This is a genomic window from Candidatus Palauibacter sp. (genome assembly GCF_965222475.1).
GTDB lineage: Bacteria > Gemmatimonadota > Gemmatimonadetes > Palauibacterales > Palauibacteraceae > Palauibacter.
Genome location: NZ_CBDCUB010000002.1, coordinates 164,058 through 184,832, shown reverse-complemented (window position 1 = coordinate 184,832; position 20,775 = coordinate 164,058). Strand labels below are relative to the sequence as shown.

General features: G+C 68.2%; 13 protein-coding genes and 1 pseudogene. 13 read left to right on the top strand and 1 reads right to left on the bottom strand.

Translation table 11 applies throughout. The annotated features are described in order from the left end of the window. The 10 genes from ACOQPP_RS06125 (at position 1) to ACOQPP_RS06080 (ending at position 15,003) form a co-directional block, all read left to right on the top strand. The gene (locus tag ACOQPP_RS06125) at positions 1-2,511 is read left to right on the top strand and encodes a hypothetical protein (protein ID WP_420636037.1); all 2,511 of its coding nucleotides are present in this window, start codon (positions 1-3) and stop codon (positions 2,509-2,511) included. Between the two features lie 80 nt (positions 2,512-2,591). Further along, positions 2,592-3,005: a hypothetical protein gene (locus ACOQPP_RS06120; protein WP_420636036.1), complete on the top strand. Its 414-nt coding sequence runs from the start codon at positions 2,592-2,594 to the stop codon at positions 3,003-3,005. Continuing rightward, entirely contained in the window at positions 3,002-3,397 is a 396-nt protein-coding gene (vapC, locus tag ACOQPP_RS06115) for a type II toxin-antitoxin system VapC family toxin (protein ID WP_420636035.1), read from the top strand. The genes ACOQPP_RS06120 and vapC overlap by 4 nt, the downstream gene beginning before the upstream one ends. Before the next feature lie 53 nt (positions 3,398-3,450). Beyond that, positions 3,451-5,973, top strand: coding sequence for a CehA/McbA family metallohydrolase (locus tag ACOQPP_RS06110; RefSeq protein ID WP_420636034.1), 2,523 nt, complete (start codon positions 3,451-3,453; stop codon positions 5,971-5,973). Beyond that, complete coding sequence (locus ACOQPP_RS06105) at positions 5,970-6,476, top strand: NUDIX domain-containing protein (protein WP_419165235.1); 507 nt, start codon at positions 5,970-5,972, stop codon at positions 6,474-6,476. The genes ACOQPP_RS06110 and ACOQPP_RS06105 overlap by 4 nt, the downstream gene beginning before the upstream one ends. Positions 6,477-6,518: 42 nt before the next feature. After that, a complete protein-coding gene (locus tag ACOQPP_RS06100; protein WP_419165236.1) occupies positions 6,519-6,896 on the top strand; it encodes a transposase in 378 nt (125 codons plus the stop codon). Positions 6,897-7,428: 532 nt separating this feature from the next. After that, on the top strand, positions 7,429-8,373 hold the full coding sequence (locus tag ACOQPP_RS06095) for a LysR substrate-binding domain-containing protein (protein ID WP_419165237.1): 945 nt from the start codon (positions 7,429-7,431) through the stop codon (positions 8,371-8,373). A 409-nt stretch (positions 8,374-8,782) separates the two neighbouring features. Next, positions 8,783-12,412 carry a leucine-rich repeat domain-containing protein gene (locus ACOQPP_RS06090; protein WP_419165238.1) on the top strand — a complete coding sequence of 1,210 codons (3,630 nt, stop codon included), beginning with the start codon at positions 8,783-8,785 and terminating at the stop codon, positions 12,410-12,412. Between the two features lie 4 nt (positions 12,413-12,416). After that, positions 12,417-13,796: an Ig-like domain-containing protein gene (locus ACOQPP_RS06085; protein ID WP_419165239.1), complete on the top strand. Its 1,380-nt coding sequence runs from the start codon at positions 12,417-12,419 to the stop codon at positions 13,794-13,796. A gap of 127 nt (positions 13,797-13,923) precedes the next feature. After that, positions 13,924-15,003 (top strand): IS630 family transposase, encoded by a 1,080-nt coding sequence (locus tag ACOQPP_RS06080; protein ID WP_420636033.1) that lies wholly within the window; start codon positions 13,924-13,926, stop codon positions 15,001-15,003. Positions 15,004-15,120: 117 nt separating this feature from the next. Here ACOQPP_RS06080 and ACOQPP_RS06075 read toward each other — a convergent pair whose 3' ends face one another. After that, complete coding sequence (locus ACOQPP_RS06075; RefSeq protein WP_419165240.1) at positions 15,121-16,146, bottom strand: hypothetical protein; 1,026 nt, start codon at positions 16,144-16,146, stop codon at positions 15,121-15,123. Positions 16,147-16,588: 442 nt separating this feature from the next. Here ACOQPP_RS06075 and ACOQPP_RS06070 point away from each other — a divergent pair, with 442 nt between their 5' ends. From ACOQPP_RS06070 to ACOQPP_RS06060, 3 genes and pseudogenes are all read left to right on the top strand, one after another. Next, entirely contained in the window at positions 16,589-17,293 is a 705-nt protein-coding gene (locus ACOQPP_RS06070) for a transposase (protein ID WP_419165241.1), read from the top strand. Positions 17,294-17,795: 502 nt separating this feature from the next. Beyond that, a pseudogene (locus ACOQPP_RS06065) lies at positions 17,796-18,290 on the top strand (phage integrase central domain-containing protein); the annotation flags it as partial. 109 nt (positions 18,291-18,399) lie between these two features. Continuing rightward, positions 18,400-20,127 (top strand): IS1634 family transposase, encoded by a 1,728-nt coding sequence (locus ACOQPP_RS06060; protein ID WP_419164016.1) that lies wholly within the window; start codon positions 18,400-18,402, stop codon positions 20,125-20,127. The last annotated feature ends 648 nt before the right edge of the window (positions 20,128-20,775 follow it).

Genomic DNA, 20,775 nt, shown 5'->3' with positions numbered 1-20,775 from the left:
ATGGATGGAAACGCGCTCACGGGCCCGTTGCCCCTGTCTCTCGCGCGGCTCGGCCTCCGGGAACTCCACTACGCCGGCACGATGCTGTGCACGCCGAGCGACGAGGCGTTCCGCGAATGGCTGAACGCCATCCCCTCGCGCGATGGCCCGTATCTGGAGTGCAACGAAGAGCGAGCCGACCTGGCGAAACTCTACGAGGCCATGGGCGGTCCGAACTGGATCAACGGCACGAACTGGCTCAGCGATCAGCCGCTCGAGAACTGGTACGGCCTCCTGGTCGATGAAGCGGGGAGGGTCACCGGGATCAACCTGATCGACAATCGACTCGCAGGGCAGATTCCACCGGAGATCGCGAGATTCCCGCGCCTGAGGTTCCTCGGGCTGGATTTGAACCGCCTTACAGGTCAAATCCCGGTAGAACTGGGCGCCCTCCCCGAACTGGGGTTGCTGGGTCTCGCCGGGAACGACCTGCGGGGCCATATCCCGCCGGAACTGGGGAATGCCACGCGACTGGTCCAGGTGTCCCTGAACGACAATCAGTTGAACGGCACTGTCCCGCCGGAGTTGGGAAACCTCGTCTACCTTCGGCAGCTGTACCTGAACAACAACTTGCTCGAGGGTTCGATCCCGCGTGAACTCGGAGCCCTCTCCGACCTTCAGCGGCTGAGGCTCTCCAGCAACCTGCTCGAGGGAGCGGTGCCGCCGGAGCTGGGTGAGCTGGGGAGCCTGCAATGGCTCGACCTCGGCGGAAACGACCTCTCGGGTCCCCTGCCCGCGGAACTCGGCCAACTCGATCGGCTGCAAGCGCTGTGGCTGGGGGACAACATGTTCTCCGGCTCGGTGCCACCCGCGTTCGGCGACTTGAGAGCGCTGGAGCAATTGCACCTTCAGAACAACGAAGAGCTGTCGGGTCCGCTCCCGGAGAGCCTGACTTCGGTGGGTCTCGAGGAGTTGCTTGCGGGCGGCACGGCGCTGTGCGTGCCCGACCAACCCGCCTTTCGGACCTGGGGGGAAGCGATCCTGAAGCGGCGTATCCGGCCGTGCCGGGCGGAGGGACAGTCGGACGCCTATCTGACGCAGGCCGTGCAATCGCGTGACTACCCCGTCCCGCTCGTGGCCGGAGAGAGCGCGCTGCTCCGGGTGTTCATCACGTCCGGTGAGGAGACCTCCGCGGCGATCCCGCCGGTCCGAGCCACGTTCTTCGTCGACGGCGTGGAGACCCATGTGGTGGAAATCGCCGCCGGTTCATCCCCGATCCCGACAGAGGTGGAAGAGGGCGAACTCGACCTGTCCGCCAATGCGGAGATCCACGGCGCGGTGATTCAGCCCGGCCTGGAAATGGTCATCGAGATCGATCCCGGCGGGACGCTCGATCCGGGACTCGGGGTGGCGAAGCGTATTCCCGAGACGGGACGGGCGCCGATCGACGTGAGGGCCATGCCCACGCTCCGCCTCACCCTGATCCCGTTCATCTGGACGGGTAACAACGATCCCGCCGCCGTGACGCTCGTCAGCGAAATCCATCCGAACCACGAGATCCTCTGGCAGACGAACAATCTGCTTCCGGTGGGCGCCTTCGCGATCACGAAACACCAGAGTGTCACGATCGCCTCGAACAGTGCGTTCGCCGTGTTGAACGAAGTCGGACGCATCCGGGCGATCGAGGGGGGCACGGGACACTGGAAGGGTCTCCTGCCCGAACCCGAAGGCGCCGGAGGCGTCGCATATATCGGTGGCAAAGTGAGCATGTCGCAGCTGAGCGAGTCCACGATCGCGCACGAGCTCGGGCACAACTTCAACCTGTACCATGCGGATTGCGGGAGCGCGGCGGGTCCGGATCCGACCTTCCCCTGGCCAAACGGGGCGATCGGGGCCTGGGGGCACGATCCGCGCGACGGCGGGTCGCTCGTGCCGCCCGACTGGGCGGACCTGATGAGCTACTGCCCCCCCGAATGGATCAGCGACTACTACTTCACGAACTCGCTGCGCTACCGGCTTGTGGACGAGGGCGCGGCGTCCCGGGCCCCGGCCGCCGCAACGAGGTCGCTCCTCGTATCCGGCCGTGCCACCGCGGACGGCGTCCCGTCCCTGGATCCCGCCTTCGTCATCGACGCCTCCCCGGTAGTCCCGCGCTCCGGGGGACCGTACGAGTTGACGGGAAGGCGAGTGGACGGAAGCGAACTCTTCTCGCTCAGCTTCAATATGCCGGAGGTCGCGGACGGAGACGGGCGTTCCGGGTTCACCTTCGCGCTGCCGGTGCGCGCGGAATGGGAGGCGGAACTCGCGAGCCTCTCGCTCTCCGGTCCGGGTGGTACCGTCGAGATGCGCGAGGGGAGCGAGCCGCCCCTGGCGATTCTGCGCGATCCGCGGACGGGCCAGGTAAGGGCGATACTCCGCGACCTGCCCGCCGACGCCCTCGCCCGCAGCGATCTCGACGCGCTCGCCCCCGCGCCGGGCCTTGAAGCGATGATCAGCAGCGGGCTTCCAGACGCGGCGGCCTGGCGGCGCTGACCGCCGGAAGGTGCCGACCCTGACGGGTCCTCCGAGTTGACGGTTTGCCCCGGTCGAGATGAGTAGACTACACTCATGATATGAGTAAGCGTTTGCAGGTCGTGGTTTCCGGTGCCGAGTACGACGAGATTCGGGATGCCGCCGGGCGCAACCGGGAGACGGTTTCCGCCTGGGTCCGGCGCGAGTTGCGGCAAGCCCGAGCCCTTGAACTCCAGGGTCGCGCCACGGTCGTCCCGGAGACGCGCCCCATGTACGGGGAAGCAGAGCCATCCCTGTCCGGGAGGGTGCGTGTCGAGTTGACCGTGACCGCGCGCCTGCTGGACACGATTCGCGAGCGATACGGTTTTGCGGATCGGTCCGCCGCCGCAGAATTCGCGCTTCGGCGGATCGCGGTGGTGCCGATGACCAGGGAGGAAGCGCTCGCCATGCAGGGCACCGGATGGGGCGGCGACCTCGATGAGCTGCGGGCCGGCGACCCGGGGGATCGCTGGTGATCGCAGACACGTCGGCCTGGGTGGAATACCTCCGCGATACGGGAAGTCCGACCCACCTTGCGCTGCGATCCCGGGTCCAGTCCGGCGACGCGATCGCCACGCCCGCGCCGGCGCTGCTGGAACTCCTGGCCGGATGCGGGACGGAGCGCGAGGCGGCAGCCGTCGCGCGTCTTCTCGCCCGCTTCGAGATATTGGGTACCGGCGGCTTGGCCGACTTCGAAGACGCCGCGCTCATCCACCGCACCTTGCGCCGGCGAGGTCCGACGATCCGGTCTGTTCTCGACTGCATGGTCGCGGCCGCCTCGCTGCGGATGGGCCGTCCGCTCCTGGCCCGCGGCCGCGACTACGATACGATCGCCCGCCACTTCGAACTGGATCTGGTCAGGCTGTAGGTCTCGTGCCCCGCCCAACGATTCCGGCATCTCAACTCGACAGGTGAACCGCCATGCGACCGCGTCCGGCCGTCATCCCTTCCTTCGCCCACCCCTCCGTCCGGGGCCTCTCGCTGCCGGGTCTCGCTGTTTGGGGTCTGGCTGCTCTCGGCCTGGGCTTCGCCCCGGCTTCCGCGGCCGGACAGTGGACGCACCGCTACCCCAAGGTCGCCGGGTACAACCACCACGTGTACCTCGAGGGCTACGAGCTTCCGATGCTCACCAGCGGACCGATCGATCCGGCTCCATCGCCGGACGGGGCGCGGCTTGCGTTCGCTTCGCGCGGCTGGATCTGGGTGATGGATCTGTCGAGCGGCGTCGCTCGCCGTCTGACCCGGGGTGGCGAGATCGATGCACGCCCGGCATGGTCGCCCGACGGGCAGGTCATCGCGTTCGTTCGCGATGACACCCACGATACGGAGATCGTCTGGGTCGCCGCGGCGACGGGGGCCGAGCTGGGCCGAGTCGACAGCCCCGGGATCGAACTCGACCCCGCGTTCTCCACCGATGGCACGAAGCTGTTCTACTCGTCCGCCGAGGCTGAGGCCGGGACGCTGGATCTGTGGGCCGTAGACATCGCGAGCGGCGTGAGGCGGCCGGTCACCAACGCGCCCGGGATCGAACTTAAACCCCAGCCCGGCGAGAGTTCTCTCGTCTACCTCGCAAAGGGCGGTGGACGCGACCGCGTGGTCGTGCGCTCGGGCGGTTCCCCGGAGTCGCGCACACTCATCGAGGGCAACATCGCTTCCATGGCCCGGCCCGCCCTGAGTCCCGACGGGTCCACCGTCGCCGTCAACTGGCCGACCCACGATGGCTGGGACCTCCGCCTTCTGAACGTGGACGACCCAGGGCCCTCGATCCTCCTCGCGTCGGGCGGTCTGCCGCTGACCCCTGCCTGGGATCCGTCCGGCGAGTGGGTGTACTTCTCGGAGGCTGACGACCGGGAACGGCTGCGGCTCAAGCGCGTCCGCGCCGCGGGCGGACCGGTGGACGAGGTCGACGTGGTCGGCTGGGACTGGGGCGCGCCGACGGCCACCATCCGGATACGGACGATGCGGGAGGAAGGCGGTCCCCCGGTCCCGGCCCGGCTCGAGGTCGTGGACGGGTCCGGCCATCCCGCGGTCCCCGACGCGTCCCCAGCGCGCTTCGACGGCCAGAGCGGGCGCGTCTTCTTCTATTCGCCGGGCGTGATCGAAGTCACCGTTCCGGTCGGCGAGGTCACGGTCTCGGCAGTCCAGGGCCTCGCGACGCCGGAAGCATCCGCGACCGTTCAGGCGGGGGCCGAGGCCGGGACCGCCGAGGTGGCGGTCGTGCTGCCCTCCGTGTGGGACGCGCGCGCCGGAGGCTGGAGTTCCGGCGAGCACCATTTCCATCTCAACTACGGGGGCCTGTACGACCTCTCGCCGGGCGACCTGCCGCCCATGATGCGGGGCGAGGCGCTCGACTTCGCCACCCCGCTCCTTGCGAACCTGCACAACCGGTTCGAGGACCAGGACCTCTGGGCCTGGAGCGAGCCCGGCGGTCCCCCGTTCGTCCGCTTCGGGCAGGAGGTCCGGTCCCATTTCCTCGGCCACCTCGGGCTGATCGGGATCGACGACCTGTTCTGGCCTTGGGTTTGGGGGCCCGGCTACCAGGTCTACGGGTCGGACGACCGGCGGAACGCGGACGCCCTCGGGCACGCGCGCGCGCAGGGAGGGCTGGCGTACTACGTGCATCCGGTCAGCTCGCGGGGCGCCGAGCGCGCGACGCCGTGGGCGGAACTGCCGGTCGCCGAACTTCACGGGAGCGTCCCGGTCGAACTCGTCGCGGACGCGGTCCTGGGCGACCTCGACGCGCTCGAGATCGTCTGCCTGTGGAGTGACGAGATACTGACGTCCCAGATCTGGCACCTGCTGCTCAACGCCGGGATCCCGGTCGCCCCGTCGGCGGGCACCGACGTGATGACCGATTTCTACCGGACGATGGCCGTCGGTACGGCGCGCGTGTACGCACAGACCGGCGGGGCCCGGAACTGGCCCGCCTACATCGATGCGCTGCGGAACGGCCGGAGCTTCGTCACGAACGGCCCGTTCCCGGATTTCCGTTTGGGCGAGGCCGGTCCGGGCGAAATCGTGGCTTCCGGCGAGACCTCGTGGACGCTCTCCGTCTCCACCGCGACCGAAGTCGACCGGGTCGAGGTCCTCGTCAACGGGGAAGTGGTGTGGACGGAGGATGGACTCGGAGCGCCCGGCACCCGTCGCTACGGCGGCGATCTGATGCTGCCGGAGGGGGGCTGGGTCGCCGCGCGCGCCGTCGGCGGTGAGGCGCGGTGGCCGATGATGGCCAACTATCCCTTCGCCCACACCGCACCGGTGTGGATCGGGAGCGTCGGCAGTTCCGATCCCTTGGCCAGGGCGGCGGCGGCCGCGGACCTCCTCGGCATCCTCGGCGCGGCGCGCGAGCGACTGATCGCGGGCTACGGTGGCGCGGACATCCCCAACCTGCTCGGCCGCTTCGACGCCGCGCGCGAGCGGCTGGAGGCGCTGGCCGCGCGATGACCCCGGACGACCGGGCCGGCCCCCGGCGTGCGCCGACCCGCCGCGCGATCGCCCTGATCATCGAACAGCCCGGGCGGGCCGGGGCGTCGGAAGCCGCGGACGGGGGACCGCGCTGGCTCACCGTCCGGCGCCCCGATGACGATCCCGACCTGCCCGGCGTGTGGGGCCTCCCGGCCGGATCCCGCGCCGAAGGGGAGACCGCCGAAGCCCTCGTCCATCGCATCGGGCGTGAGAAGCTGGGCGTGGAGACCGCCGACCTCGGCCCCCTGAGCGAAGGCTGCGTCGACCGCGACGGCTACCGGCTCTCGATGCGGCTGCACGCCGCCCGGATCGAATCGGGTGATCCCCATGTGCCGCAACCGATCCCCGGCGTAACGCAGTACTCGGCTTGGCGTTGGCAGGCCCCGACCGCGCTCCGGGACGGCGCGGAGAGCGGATCCCTTTGCTGCCGTCTCGCCTTGGACACGGCCGCGGCGCCGAACCCTGGCAGTCCGTGGCAATAACCCTGCTGCATTCGAGCGGCGATCCATCTCGCGGTGGACGAGGTGTCCGGGCGGTGCGGGGAGACGCCCGGCCAGGTGCTGGCCGACGCGGGCTACTGTAACGAGGAGGATCCGGCGGCTCTGGAGGCGCGGGGGATCGACGGCTACGTGGCGCTGGGCCGGGAGGGCAGGGGGGCCGGCAAGCCCGACCCGGAGAAGCAGCCGGCGAGGGCGCGCATGGCGAAGAAGCTGGCGGCTCCGGAGGGCCCGGCGGTGTACGCCAGGCGCAAGTGGATCGCGGAGGCGCCCATGGGCTGGATCAAGGAGGCGATGGGGTTCCGGAGGTTCAGCCTCCGGGGCCTGGAGAAGGTGCGCGGCGAGTGGGACCTCGTGTGCCTGGCGCTCAACATGAGGCGCCTCCACGTCCTTCAGGCAGCGTGAGGGGCCGAAAATCCGTGTCAAGCGTCCCCCGGGGCACAAAAAGAGGTCCGCGGCCCCGCCCGAACGCCGCCCGCCGGGCCGTCTCCCCGCCTACAACGCGTTCCCGTCCGGAAAACGACCGACACTTCGGCTCGCGAGACCCCGCGGGCGGCATCCGATGGCTTCCGCCACGCTCCTGCGGCGCAGGCTCCTGCCAAGGTGAGGTACCATGGGCTACCTTAACACCGACAATCCCAAGATTCCGCTGAACAAATGCTCGGGGAGGGAAGGTGTCCGCGGCAATATGCCACCTCATATCATGCCTATGGCATAATGTAGCTGGCGCACATGCTGCTTGCTGACAGTAGAGAAAATACTAGTTATTGCTATGACAACGACAAATTGTTTCAAATCGAAATTGTACGAGGCGCGGTATTCGATCGCCCAGCCCTCGCTCGGTGTTGCGCGCCGCGAACTGGCTTGCCGCCACCGCGGCAATGCACGACCCTACTGGAATGTTCTGCAAAACCGCACCGTTCGGAGGTTGACGACCGTGCTGCGCCTACCCCCGCTCGAAAGCCTGCGATTCTTCGAAGCCGCCGCCCGCCATCAGAGCTTCGCCCGCGCGGCGAGCGAACTCGACGTTACGCCGGCCGCGGTCGCCCACCGCATCCGGACGCTGGAGAAGCACCTCGAGGCCGAGTTGTTCGACCGCCGCTCGCGCGGGGTGCGCCTCAACCGTCGCGGGCGGGCGTATCTGAAGGAGGTGCAGCGCATCCTCGCCGATGTGCACGGGATCTCACAGCGGCATCGGCGCGAGGCGCCACGAGTCGGGATCGTCTCGGTCGAGGCGGTGGCCGAGAGGTGGCTGGTGCCCAGACTCCCCTCCTTCCGGGCGGCGCACCCGGACATCGCCATTGAGCTCGAGACGAACCATCGCGGCGTCGACCCGCAGCGGTCGGACTTCGACTGCTGGCTTGCCTACACCGGAGAGACCTCGGCGCCGCGCCCGCTGACGCGACGCGAGGATACCCTGTTGGAGGAGACGCTCTACGAGGAGCAACTCGTGCCCGTCTGCAGTCCCGTTCTGCTCGCCGCGCGGGGCCGGCTCGGGAGTCCCGCCGAACTGCACGACTGGCCCTTGCTATACGATCTTGGATGGGACGCCGACTGGTCGTACTGGTTCGCACGTCAGGGTGAACTCACGCCGGACCTGTCGCGGGCCTCTGGCTTCCGCCTCTACAGCATGGTGATTCAGGCCGCCGTGAACGGGATCGGGGCCGCCATCGGGCGCCCGATGCTGATCGCCCGCGAGCTGGACAGGAGAACGCTGGTCCCGATCTTCGACCGCCAGGCCGAGGCGCCCGAACGCTGTTGTCTCATCACGACGGCGGCCTCCCGGCACAGGCCCGAAGTCCAGGCGTTTCGCAAATGGGTCCTGCAGGAGGCCAAGACCGCTGCCCGCACCGTCGCCGACCCGGTTCGAACAACGCCTTAGCAAACCACACGGAGCCTGGCGGCCTTCAGTCCGCGCCCGCCGGCCACACGTGAAGGAGGACCTCCCCCCAACAAGTTGGACGCCCGACCTCCGAGCTCATGGTGCTTAGCCCTCGCGGTACTTCTACGAGTTCGAGCCACCCGGTCAGCGACTCCCAGGGGATCCGGTCGGCCAGATCGAGCTGTGAGGTACTGTTATTATTGGCATTGAATAATATTTTTGTCGTATTGACATGACAACCTCACCCCCCACAGCGTGACTCTCCCGTCGTAAGCGGTTGAGCCGAGCACACTGGGCGTCTCCTCCCGGCCGGCCTCGGTTCAGAACCACGAGATGAAGATTATCGATGCACAGTCAGACGATACATCGAATTGATAGAAGATCGAGCCTGTGTTACCCGTGGCCATTTATGCGACGGAGCTCCCGGCTCGCCCTGGTTCCCGTCCTGTTCTGGGCCGCCGCCTGCGGCGATGCCGCCGGGCCGGAGCCCCAACGAAACCGCCCTCCCCGGGCCATCGGAACGGTCTCCGACCTGATTCTGCCCGCGGGGGAGACCGCGACGGTCGATATGGCGGAGCACTTCAGCGACCCGGAGCAGGGCGCGCTCCGCTACCAGCCCCATACAGCGAACGCAACGGTGGTCTCGGTTTCGGCCTCGGGAAGCGTCGTCACGATAATGGGGGTCTCGCCGGGTATCGCCACGATCATCGTGACGGCCACCGACCCCGGGGGCCTCGCCGCCCAGCAGGCCTTCCAGGTGTCGGTACCCGCGCCGCCCGTCATCGAGCTTGCGGCACAACTCGCGGCGGTGCCCGAGGGTGGCGCCGCCGTGGTGGCTCTCATGCTTTCGGCGCCACCGCCCACCGCAATCAGCGTCGCCTACACGCTCGGCATCGATGGTATCGAGGAAACCGAAGATGCGGACCCGGTCGATTTCGGAGGTGCGGCGCAGGGCGTGGTCGAGATCGCGGCGGGGATCGCGGAGGCCTCCATCGAGATTCAGGTCACCGACGACGACGACATCGAACCCACCCGCGAGATCTTCACGGTGACCCTCGATCCTCCCGCAGCCGACGCCGGGTACGAGCTTGGCGCGCTGAAGAGGGTCGTCCTGGAGGTCGCCGAGGGAGTCTGCGACCGCACGCCGGCGGTCGCGGGCGCGATCGTGAAGCAGGCGGGCGTCGAAGGTTGCGCCGCGGTCGAGGACTCGCATCTGGCGGGGATCCTGACTCTGTTGTTTGGATTCGCGCAGTCGGTCGAGTCCTGGCGGGCTTCCCTCGGCCGATGGCGGGCCGGCGAATGCCCTAGCGAAGACTGGTACTACACGGGCGATGCCGGCCGCCCCGGCGGATCCCTCGACTCTCCCGGGTGCGAGGTGGGCCCGGCGGCCACCGGGAGCACCGCGCCGGCGGCGGATGGAGTCTCGGCCCACGGCACCGGCATCACGACTCTGAAGGCTCGGGACTTCGCCGGCCTGCGGCGTCTGAACCAGCTGGTCCTGACCAACTCCGAACTTGCGGAGTTGCCGCCGGGAGTGTTCGACGGCCTCGGTAACCTGGAGCAACTGTTTCTGTATGAGAACCGCATCTCGAAGCTGCCGCCGATGCTCTTCTCGGATCTGGGCAGCTTGAGGACCCTGGTTCTCGCGGGCAATCGGCTGGAGGCGTTACCGGAAGGCGCCTTCTCGGGCCTGTCGAGTCTGGAGGAACTCGGCCTCGAGCGCAACGAAATCGGGGCGTTGCCCGCGGGATTGTGGCGCCTCGTCAACCTGACGAGCCTGCAGTTGAACGGGAACCGGCTCACGGAACTGCCGGCCGCAGTCACCGGCCTTCCCAATCTGGAGTTTCTGTCGCTTAGCCGTAATCGTCTGACCAGCCTGCCGGCGGAGATGCCCGCCGGCGTGGAGTATCTGGATCTCAGCTTCAACGAACTCGCCGAACTGCCGGCGGGGGCGTTCCGGGGCGCCGCGAGGCTGACGAGCCTGCTTCTGGACGATAACCGGCTTGCGGCGCTGCCCGCGGGAGCGTTCTCCGGTCTTGCCGGCCTGGCTACGCTGCAGTTGTCGAACAACCGGCTGCGTGAGCTGCCCGAGGGCGTGTTCACGGATCTCGTGAGCCTGACCAGACTGCGCCTGGGGGGCAACGAGTTGACGGCGTTGCGGGCGGACGCTTTCTCGGGGCTTTCCAGGCTGGCGTGGCTGTCGCTGGAAAAGAACAGGTTGGCCGAACTTCCCGGCGGTGTATTCGCCAACCTTCCCGGGATTCAGAGACTGTGGCTCTCGGGAAACGAATTGGCGACGCTGCCGTCGGGCATCTTCACGAACCTCCAGGCCCTCGAACTGCTGGCTATGGCCGAGAACGAGATCGCCGATCTGCCGGCCGGGACGTTCGCGGGACTCTCGAGCCTTACGATACTCTTTCTCGTCAGGAACCAGCTTGCGGACCTCCCGGCGGACCTGTTCTCGGGGCTGGACGGCCTCGAGGGGCTCTACCTGAACGAGAATCAGCTGAGCGAGCTGCCGTCGGGCCTGTTCTCGGGGCTCACCCGACTCGAACGGCTGTCGCTTGAAGACAATCCGGGGGCTCCGTTCGAGCTCGCGGTCGAGGTCGAACGCGCCGACAGCGACGACCTGCTTGCACCGGGTCCCGGGGCCGTGACCGCCCGGCTGGCGCAGGGCGCACCGTTCGCCATGCGCATTCCGCTCTCCGCATACGCCGGTCAGCTGGACGGGGAGGCCGTGGTGATCGGGGCCGGCGAGGCGACGGGCTCCGAAGTCACCGTAACGCGTGACGAGGGAAGCCGGACCGGCGTGCAGGTGAGCGCGGGGCCGGCTCCCTCGAATCCCCACGGCTTCAGGGGATTCAGGATCGTCCTCAGCGACCCGCTCGTGCTGTTCGGGGAACTCGCGAACCGCGCTCCGTTCGCCCTGCGCGAGATCCCGTGGCAACGGCTGCGCGCGGGGGCGGAAGGACCGACGTTCGCGGCCTCTTCCTTCTTCAGGGATCCGGACGGCGACGAACTGGCGTACGAGGTGGCGACCGACGATCCCGGCGTGGCGTCCGTCACCGTCATGGAGACCCGGATCATGGTGGTACCGGAAGCGGGGGGGACCACCTCGGTCCTGGTAACGGCAAGCGACCCCGCCGGTCTCAGCGTCAGTCTGCCGTTCGCGGTGCATGTCCGGGATCCCATCCCGGGGTCCTACGACATCGATGTCGTCTTCGCCGATTCCATCTCGGAGGCGCAGCGGGCGGCGGTCCACGAGGCGGCGGACTGGTGGATGACGATCCTGGCGGACATGGAACTGCCGGACATGCCGACGGGCGAACTGACCCGGCTGGGCTGTGGCGACGTATTCGCCGACGTGAGTACCGGCACGATAGACGACCTCTTGGTCGTGGTGTCGGTGCGGGAAGTCGACGGCCCGCGCGGCATCCTGGCGGGCGCGCAACCCTGCGGCGTCCGGGAGGGTTCGATGCTTCCCTTCCTCGGTGTCGTCATGGTCGATGCGGACGATCTCGAGTTGCTGGAGGCGGAAGACCAGCGCGAGCTGGTCCTCCATGAGATGGGCCACGTGTTCGGTATCGGGTCTCTCTGGAACCGTTTCGAGCTCCTGCGGAACCCATCTCTGCAGCTTGGGCAGGACGCGGATACGCACTTCTCGGGACCCCTGGCGATCGCCGCTTTCGACGACGCGGGCGGCGGTACCTACACGGAGGGCGAAAAGGTGCCGGTGGAGAACCGGGCGGGCCCCGGCTCCGGCGACGTGCATTGGCGGCAATCGGTGCTGCGGACGGAGTTGATGACGCCCTACGCGTCGATCGGAACGCCCGACCCGCTGAGCGCCATTACGATCCAGTCCCTCGCCGACCTGGGCTACGTCGTCGACCTCAACGTGGCCGAACCCTTCACCCTTCCGGGAGCGGCGGATGCGGCCGCGGACCAACCCCGCCTGATCCATCTCGGCGACGACGTGCTCAAGAGCCCGATCATGGTGCTCGACCGGAACGGACGCGTGACCGACGTGATTGGAGGCTGAAATCGTGATTCCCGCAATGCTGCCGGAGCGAAGGGTTTTCCGGACCGGGCTGGCGATGTTCGCCGCCGCCTGGGTCCTCGGGTGCGGCGACTCCATGACGATGGCGGACGAACCCGCGCCCGCTCCCAACCGTCCACCCGCGGCCGTGGGAACCATCCCGGCCGCGACTCTGGCCATCGGAGAGTCCACAAGCCTGAACGTCTCCACCTATTTCGAGGATCCGGACGGGGATCCGCTGACCTACCGCGCGGAATCGACCGATCCTTCGCGAGTGAGCGCGACCCTCTCGGGGACCGATCTGACGATCACGGGGATCGCGAGCGGGACGGCGACCGTCACGGTGACCGCGACCGATCCGGGCGGTCTCATCGCCGCGCAGAACAGCGGCGTCACCGTACTGGCGGAGAACCGGGCCCCAGTGGCCATCGGGGCCGTCCCGCGGCAGAGCATGGACGCGGGAGGTTCGCTCATGGTGGATGTTTCCTCCTACTTCTCGGACCCCGACGGGGATGTGCTCGGTTACGAGGCGGCGTCGACCGACACCGATGTCGTGACGGCCGTCGTGTCCGGCAGCGTCGTGACGATCAACGCGGTCGCGGACGGGACGGCGACGGTGTCGGTGTCGGCGACCGACCCCGATGGTCTCTCGGCGACGCAGGGCATCGAGGTCGTGGTCGGACGGGAGTCGGGCGGCTTCCGGGACGATTTCGAGTCGGACGAACTCGAAGGATGGGACATCACCAGCGCCGGCGCGGCACTGTCCGAGGGCGTCCTGCAGCTCACGAACGCCTCGGCCGGACTGCCCGGGCGGGCGGATCGCCCGCTCGAGGTGGACCTGCTCGACTGGGAGATACGCGTCAGCCTGGGGCGCATCCACGACGATGTTACGGCGCGCCTTGTCGCCTATACCGGGTTCGCGCAGATCCCGGCGTTCGCGATCGAGATCGGGTCCGGCTTGGAACTGAGGGGAGAGGACACCAACTTCCGCATGCTGGTTTTGGAGTCGCGTGGCGGCGAGAGCCAGTGGCAGGTCGCTGGTGGCGCCTATCTCGACGCGCTCAGTGACAGTGCCGGGGCACTCGCTGAAATCAGCCTTTCGCTCAAAGGCAACGTGCTGTCGGCAGCCTTCGGGGACTCGACGGTCAATGCCGAAGACGTTCCGGCGGACGTTCCGATCAGTGCGAAGAAACTGATCCGGGTGGGCTTGTGGACCGTACCGTTCGGAGATGAGGCGGAGCGAACCGCGCTGTTCGACTGGATCGAAGTCACCGGTTCGGAAAGCTCCGCGTTCCTGCCGCCCCCCACCGCCCTCCGCCGGGACCACCCTACGGTGATGAGGAGCGCGAACCGCGGGCTGCGGGGCCGAGCGGCCGGAGATCTGTAGCGGTGCCGCGCGTCTTGCCTTGTGGGGCAGCGAAAGTCGGCAAACGGATTGGGAACTCCGGTCCGCCTAGTGTAGTGTCGCTAAAGCGCGATGTACAAGCGGTGGTAGGCATGCTATTTTTCCACGCATGCCTAAGATACGAAGGATCCGGTTGCGACCCGGGGACCGCAAGGAGCTCGAGAGCTGGGTTCGGGCCCGCACGACCCCGCAGCGGCGCGTCGAGCGCGCCAGGATCGTCCTCGGCTCGGCCGATGGCCTCTCGGCCCGGGCTCTGCGCCGGGAGGTGGGCGTCTCGCTGCCGACCGTCAAGCGCTGGCTGGACCGGTACGAGGCCGAGGGTCTCGCCGGACTGGAGGACCGGCCGCGCCGGGGCCGTCCGCGAACGAGCGTCACCGCGGAGGTGGAGGCGGAGGTCGTGCGCCGGACGCTGGAGGAGGAACCTCCCCGGGGGACGCACTGGAGCACGCGGCTGATGGCGGAGGCGGCCGGGCTCCACCACAGCCAGGTGGCGCGGATCTGGCGGGCGCACGGGCTGAAGCCCCACCTCACGCGCACCTTCAAGCTCTCGACCGACCCGGAGTTCGTGGAGAAGCTCCGCGACGTGGTGGGGCTGTACGTGGACCCGCCGGAGCGGGCGGCCGTGTTCGCCTTCGACGAGAAGAGCCAAATCCAGGCGCTGGACCGCACGCAGCCGGGGCTTCCGTGGAAGAAGGGCCGGTGCGGCACGATGACGCACGACTACAAGCGCCACGGGACGAGGGCCCTGTTCGCGGCGCTGGACGTGGCGACCGGGGAGGTGATCCACAAGTGCGTGCCCCGCCACCGGCACCGGGAGTTCCTCCGCTTCATGGCCGAGGTGGAGAAGCGGACCGATCCGGAGCTGGACCTTCACGTCATCCTCGACAACTACTCGACGCACAAGCACGGGAGGGTGGAGGCGTGGCTGGAGAAGCACCCCCGGGTGAAGTTCCACTTCATCCCCACGTCGTCCTCGTGGCTCAACCTCGTCGAGCGCTTCTTCTCGGAGCTGACGCAGCGCCAGCTCAAGCGGCTCGCCGTGACCGGCGTGAAGCAGCTGACCGACACGATCGCGGCCTACATCGACGACCGGAACCGGGACCCGGCGCCGTTCAAGTGGACCGCCGCCGTGGAGGACATCCTGGCGAAAGTGAGCCGTGCGAACTCCACTTTAGCGGCACTACACTAGACAGGACTCCGGTCGCGCGCGGGGATCGGGCGCAGCAATGACGGCCCTCCGCTACGAGGAGGATGAGGAAAGGCCCGCTACGCCGGAGCCGTAACGGGCCTTCCCTCCCGGCTGCGGCTACCAGATATGGTTGGAGAGAGCGTGGTCCAACGGGATTGTCGGGTCAAACCCCGTCAGTGAGTCGTCCGTCCTACCGTCAACTTCGATCCAGTCGAACAGACTGGTTACTCCGGTGGCTCCTGTCGCCGCCCGGCCAGCCAGCCAGACGGAAGCAACTGTTGTCGGCATCCAACCGGCAGCAGTACCCTCGAAGAGGAGCGCCGTCCCCGCTTCCGCGTGGTATCGCCCGCCGTTGAACACCAGCTCGATCTCGGTGAGTTGACCCGGAGCGTCGTCAATGGCCTCGGACGTACCGGACGCCAGCACCGTCCAGGATCCCTTTGCCACGTCAAACACTCCGAACCAGTAGTTAACGGGTTCGTCGTTCACCATGGTCGGTCCGATGTCCAGTCGGTACAAGGGGAATGGAGCGTCGGTTGTCCTCAGGAACAGCGCCGGTGTCACACCCTGATCCGCCCGCCCCATGCGAACGGCGATGCTCCAGTCCGAATCGAGCGGCGCAACGAGGTTGCGCACCACCCGGCCCATTTCCGTGCCTGAGTGGTTCGTCAACCACAGCCTCCCGCTGGCGACCACCGCCCCTGCCTGCGAGGAGCGCCACCGTGAGAGGCTTTGTTCGGACTCGAACTCCTCGCGGAGCACCGTCGAGGCCGGGCCTACCGTAGCCTGGATAGTCTGGGTCGCCCGCAACCCATCGGCATCGGCCCCCGTTACGGTGATAGTTGCCATGCCATCGGTGACGCCACGAATGGAGACGACGTTCCCAGCCACGTTCGCCGTGGCCACGGCGGCGTCCGACGATTCAACCGTAAAGGTCAGCTCGTCGCCGTCCGGATCCACGAAGAACGGAGACACGTCCACCTGGGCTTCGGTCCCCACGTTGACCGACTGGGGCTGGATCTCGCCACGGGCTTCCGGGGCGCGGTTGGCCACGGGCGTTAGCTCAGGTGTTGCGATCGAGTCTTCGCAGGCCGTCACCAGGAGAAGCGCCATGGTGGTGATTGGGATCAGAAGCAGGCCCACAGGAGTATGCCGACGCCCCCGGGAGGCCGCAAAATTGCGTGTTGTATTCATAGCTAGATTCTCAATTTGATGTTGGAAACCGCGCAGGCGAAACAGCCCCGCGACTCGCGCGTACAGCAGGCGAAACGGCGCGAGTGAGGGTGTTTACCACCTTGGCGCGCGCAATGTTCCCGTATAGCGCACCCGGTTTTTCTGGACACCCGTCCAGCATGGATCGACCTTGCGGGGTCCGGAGAGAGGGGGTGCGAGGATGTCAGAGACACCGACGGAGGCCGAGGGTCCACCGAAGCGCTGGAGCGCTGGCGGCGGATGTTCCTGGAGGGGGCCCAGGAGGGCCTGAAGACGAAGAACGCGCCGGACGGGGAGCTGATGCGGACCCGTGCGAAGCTTGGGGAGATGACGATGCGGGTGGAGCTTCAGGCGGAGCTCCCGGATCCGGACGGTGCTGTCGGAGAGCCCCTTCGTGGGCGAGGGGCACCGGAAGGTGCGGGCGCGTCTGGCGGCGAAGGGGATCGCCGCGGGCAAGAACCGGGTGCCGCGGCTGATGCGGGAGAACGGACTGCTGGCCCCGGTGAGGCGGGGGCGCCCGCGGGGCGACCGGAGCCACGGTGGTCGGATCCAGACCGAGCGTCCCGACGAGCTGTGGGGCACCGACGCGGCGCGGTTCCGGACGCGGAGGGAAGGCTGGTGCTGGTTCTTCGGGGAGGAGGACCACTGCGTGACCGACGTGGTGGGGTGGCACGCGGCGAAGAAGGGGGACCGCTGGGGCGGCCCTGGAGCCGGTACGGCAGGGCGTTCGCGCCCACATGGGGGGCTCTTCGCCAAGGCGGTCGCCTCGGGCCTCGGCCTCAGGCACGACTGGGGCTCGCAGTATCGTTCGAAGGCGTTCCAGGCGGAGATCAAGTGGCTCGGGATCCGCTCCACGCCCGCGTACGTGGGCGAGCCCGAGTGCAACGGCGTCGTGGAGCGGTTCATCCGCACGCTGAAGGAGGAGTGCATCGACCTGAACGACTTCGAGACGCTCGAGGAGGCCCGGGAGGTGATCGGGGCCTTCATCGAGCGCTACAACGACGGCTGGCTCCTCCAGAGGCACGGGTATCTGACCCCGGCCCGCGCCCGCGACAAGCTCAGCCGCAGGGCAGCCTGATGGTTAAGCCGTCCCTCTGTCCAGAAAACCGGGACCACTACACCCGGCTCCGTTGGGCCCTTGTTCACTGGCAAGCGGCCCCTTCCCGACGAACCAATCGGAGGTAATGGGATTGCCGCCTGGCGGTCGTCCGCTGCGGCCGGAGAGGGTCGATTCGAGGGGCTCGGGGCCATTGTGTATCCGTTGATATGTGATACACAGGTAGGATACAAGACGTGCGTAAACCCTTCCGGCCGCCTTAGTGGCGCGGGTGGAGACGCCGGTACGCTACGCCGACGGCGGGCGCGACCTGTACCTCCGCGTCTACCGGATGAAGTCCGGGCGTGTCTCCAAGTCCGGGGGCCAGCGAATTCGAGTGGGAGGGAGACCCACACATCTCAGACTGAGCTCTCACCAGGTCGTGACGCTCAAGAAGGCGAGGGAGAAGGCGTTGGAGAACAGGCGGGCGGTCCACTAGGACCACGACCCGCGAGACGCGGGGGTTTCCACCTTCGAGTCGGCCTTCGAGAAGGTGATCGCGATCCACTCGCCGACCTGGAAGAACACATCCCGCATGGCCGGGCAGTGGCGGCAGACGCTACGGGACTACGCCCATCCGCGCATCGGCCGGAAGCGGGTGAGCGAGGTCGCGACGACCGACGTGCTCGCCATCCTCAAGTCCATCTGGTCGAGCAATCCCCTTAGTCAGAAACAAGGCCGCCGCGTCCCCCCGCTCGGACCTCCTGGGCCGGAGGCGCGAGGCCATGGAGGCCTGGGCCGCATACGTCGCTGGCGAGCGTCGAGACCCGGAGGCCGAATCGGTCCGCTGAGGCGCTGGCGCATGACCGGCCCCCCTTCGAGGCCGAGCTTGGGGCTCGGTTCGCAGGCGGTCGGCGCATGTCGATGCCGTGCGCGGACGAGGGCATTGCCCCCGGCTGCGGAGAGCCTCGGGCGGCTGACTCTCGTCCGCGAGACTAGCCCGAACTTCCGCGTGAATCGGGGCCGCTGCAGGCCGTAACTCGTTAACGGGGAACCGCATACGCGGCTTCATGCGCGGTTCTCGGTACCCATGTAGCGTAAGATGCATAGCGTTGCCACGATGTGTTGTATGCGTTATGTTTATGTCCATGTACGTCGAGCGCGTCCCCAACCGGAACTCCCCGCCCGCCGTCCTTCTGCGCGAGTCCTACCGCGAGGGCGGCAAGGTCAGGAAGCGCACGCTGGCCAACCTCTCGAAGTGGCCCGACGAACTCGTCGAGGGGCTCCGCATCCTCCTGAAGGGGGGCGTCGCGCTTCCCTCGATGGACGACGCGTTCGAGATCCTTCGCTCCCGGCCCCACGGCCACGTCGCCGCCGTCCTGGGCACCCTTCGCGCCCTGGGGCTCGAGAAGCTGCTGGACCGCCGTCCGTCCCGGGAGCGGGCGCTCGCCGTCGCCATGATCGTCGCCCGCGTCCTCGACCCCCGCTCGAAGCTGGCCACCGCGCGCTCGCTTGGCGGGGAGACCATGAGCCACACGCTGGGCGGGGAGCTCGGCGTCGGGGACGCGGACGCGGACGAGCTGTACCGGGCCATGGACTGGCTGCTGAGGCGCCGGGACCGCATCGAGCGGCATCTGGCGGGGAGACGCCTGGCGGACGGCTCGCTGGTGCTGTGCGACGTGACCTCGACCTACTTCGAGGGCCGCAAGTGTCCGCTCGCCAGGCGGGGCTACTCCCGCGACGGCAAACGCGGCAAGCTCCAGATCGTGTTCGCGCTGCTGTGCGACGGAGAGGGGTGTCCGGTGGCCGTCGAGGTGTTCGAGGGCAACACCGCCGATCCGGGTGTCGTCGGCGCGCAGGTGGCGAAGCTGCGCGAGCGCTTCTCCCTGTCCCGGATCGTCTTGGTCGGCGACCGGGGGCTCATCACCGGCGCCCGCATCCGGGAGGAGCTGCGGCCCGCGGGGCTGGGGTGGATCACCGCCCTGCGCGCCGACGCGATCCGCAAGCTCGCCGGCGGCGGCGACCTCCAGCTGTCGCTCTTCGACGAGCGGAACCTCGCCGAGATCGAGTCGCCCGACTATCCCGGGGAGCGGCTGGTCGCGTGCCGCAACCCGCTCCTGGCCGCCGAGCGCGCCCGCAAGCGCGAGGAACTCCTCGAGGCCACCGAACGCGAGCTGGAGAAGGTCGCCGCGGCCACGCGGCGCGAGCGGAGCCCGCTCACCGACCCCGAGAAGATCGCCGTGCGCGCCGACCGCGCCCTGCGATCCCGCAAGGTCGGCAAGCACTTCGACACCGAGGTCGCCGGGGACGGCCGCTTCGCGTACGCGCGCAACGAGGAGCGCATCGCCGCCGAGGCGGCCCTGGACGGCATCTACGTCATCCGCACCAACGTGCCCGCCGACGAACTGCCGGCCGGGGACGTGGTCCGCTCCTACAAGAGCCTCAGCCGCGTGGAGCGCGCCTTCCGAAGCTTCAAGAGCGTCGACCTCAAGGTCCGTCCCGTCCACCACCGCCTCGAGGGGCGCGTGCGGGCCCACGTCTTCCTCTGCATGCTCGCCTATTACGTCGAGTGGCACATGAGACGCGCCCTCGCCCCGCTGCTCTTCGACGACGACGACCCCGACGCCGCCGAGGCCCAACGCGCCTCGCCCGTCGCGCCCGCGAGACCCTCGCCCGCCGCGCGCGCCAAGGCCGCCCGCAAGCGCACTCCCGAGGGGCTGCCCGTCCACAGCTTCCGGACACTCCTGGCCGACCTCGCCACCCTCACCAAAAACCGCGTCCGACCCGTCGCGCCCGGAGCCCCGGCCGCCGACATCCTCGCCCGTCCCACCCCCCTTCAGGCCGAGGCCTTCCGGCTCCTCGGCGTCAAACCGTGACCCGTACCCAGTAGCACCCACCCCCGAAATCGAGTCATGTGACCACGTCGCAACAACTTGCCGCGTTCCGGGCTGCGGAAGTTCGGACTAGCGCCGGTTGCGGGCGAGCAGTTCGCGCAGCGCCGCGTCGTCCGCGATGTCGCCGGACCAGCCGTAGGCGGCGGCCACGGAGGCGTCAAGTCAGCCTTCGCGAGCTTCACCCGGGACATGACTTCCGCGTACTCCAACCCAAGCAGCAGCGGATGCCTCCTGAGATAATTGTGGAAATCAGTTTCCGAGGCACCCTCTTTCGTCAGGAGTTCCCTGTAGCCTTCCACCGCGATCTCAACATCGTCCGCCAGACTGCGTGCCGGGTCGACCATGGCAACCGACCGGCGACCTTCGGGAGTTCTACCAAGCTCGTTGGCTACTGCGCGTGCTACATCCCCCCCTCAGATTTGATCCAATTCCTTACTACGGCCCCAGGGGAGGGGGCGTCCTCCCCTATCCCCGCAGATAACATGGAACGAGCGCCGCCGATTTCCCGGAGCATAGCGTGTCGCCCCGGCTTTCGCTCGGCCCATCGCGTGAGCCCCTGCCTGTCGGCACTCAGTTCGAGGATCTCGTCCTGTCGGCGGGGATCGGCGACCGCCTTTCTGACCTCACGAA

Bases quoted from the DNA above. Each gene is read 5' to 3' on its own strand.
- ACOQPP_RS06080 (WP_420636033.1), top strand. From the start codon at position 13,924: ATGCCTAAGATACGAAGGATCCGGTTGCGACCCGGGGACCGCAAGGAG.
- ACOQPP_RS06125 (WP_420636037.1), top strand. From the start codon at position 1: ATGGATGGAAACGCGCTCACGGGCCCGTTGCCCCTGTCTCTCGCGCGG.
- ACOQPP_RS06090 (WP_419165238.1), top strand. From the start codon at position 8,783: ATGCGACGGAGCTCCCGGCTCGCCCTGGTTCCCGTCCTGTTCTGGGCC.
- ACOQPP_RS06120 (WP_420636036.1), top strand. From the start codon at position 2,592: ATGAGTAAGCGTTTGCAGGTCGTGGTTTCCGGTGCCGAGTACGACGAG.
- ACOQPP_RS06060 (WP_419164016.1), top strand. From the start codon at position 18,400: ATGTACGTCGAGCGCGTCCCCAACCGGAACTCCCCGCCCGCCGTCCTT.
- ACOQPP_RS06105 (WP_419165235.1), top strand. From the start codon at position 5,970: ATGACCCCGGACGACCGGGCCGGCCCCCGGCGTGCGCCGACCCGCCGC.
- ACOQPP_RS06110 (WP_420636034.1), top strand. From the start codon at position 3,451: ATGCGACCGCGTCCGGCCGTCATCCCTTCCTTCGCCCACCCCTCCGTC.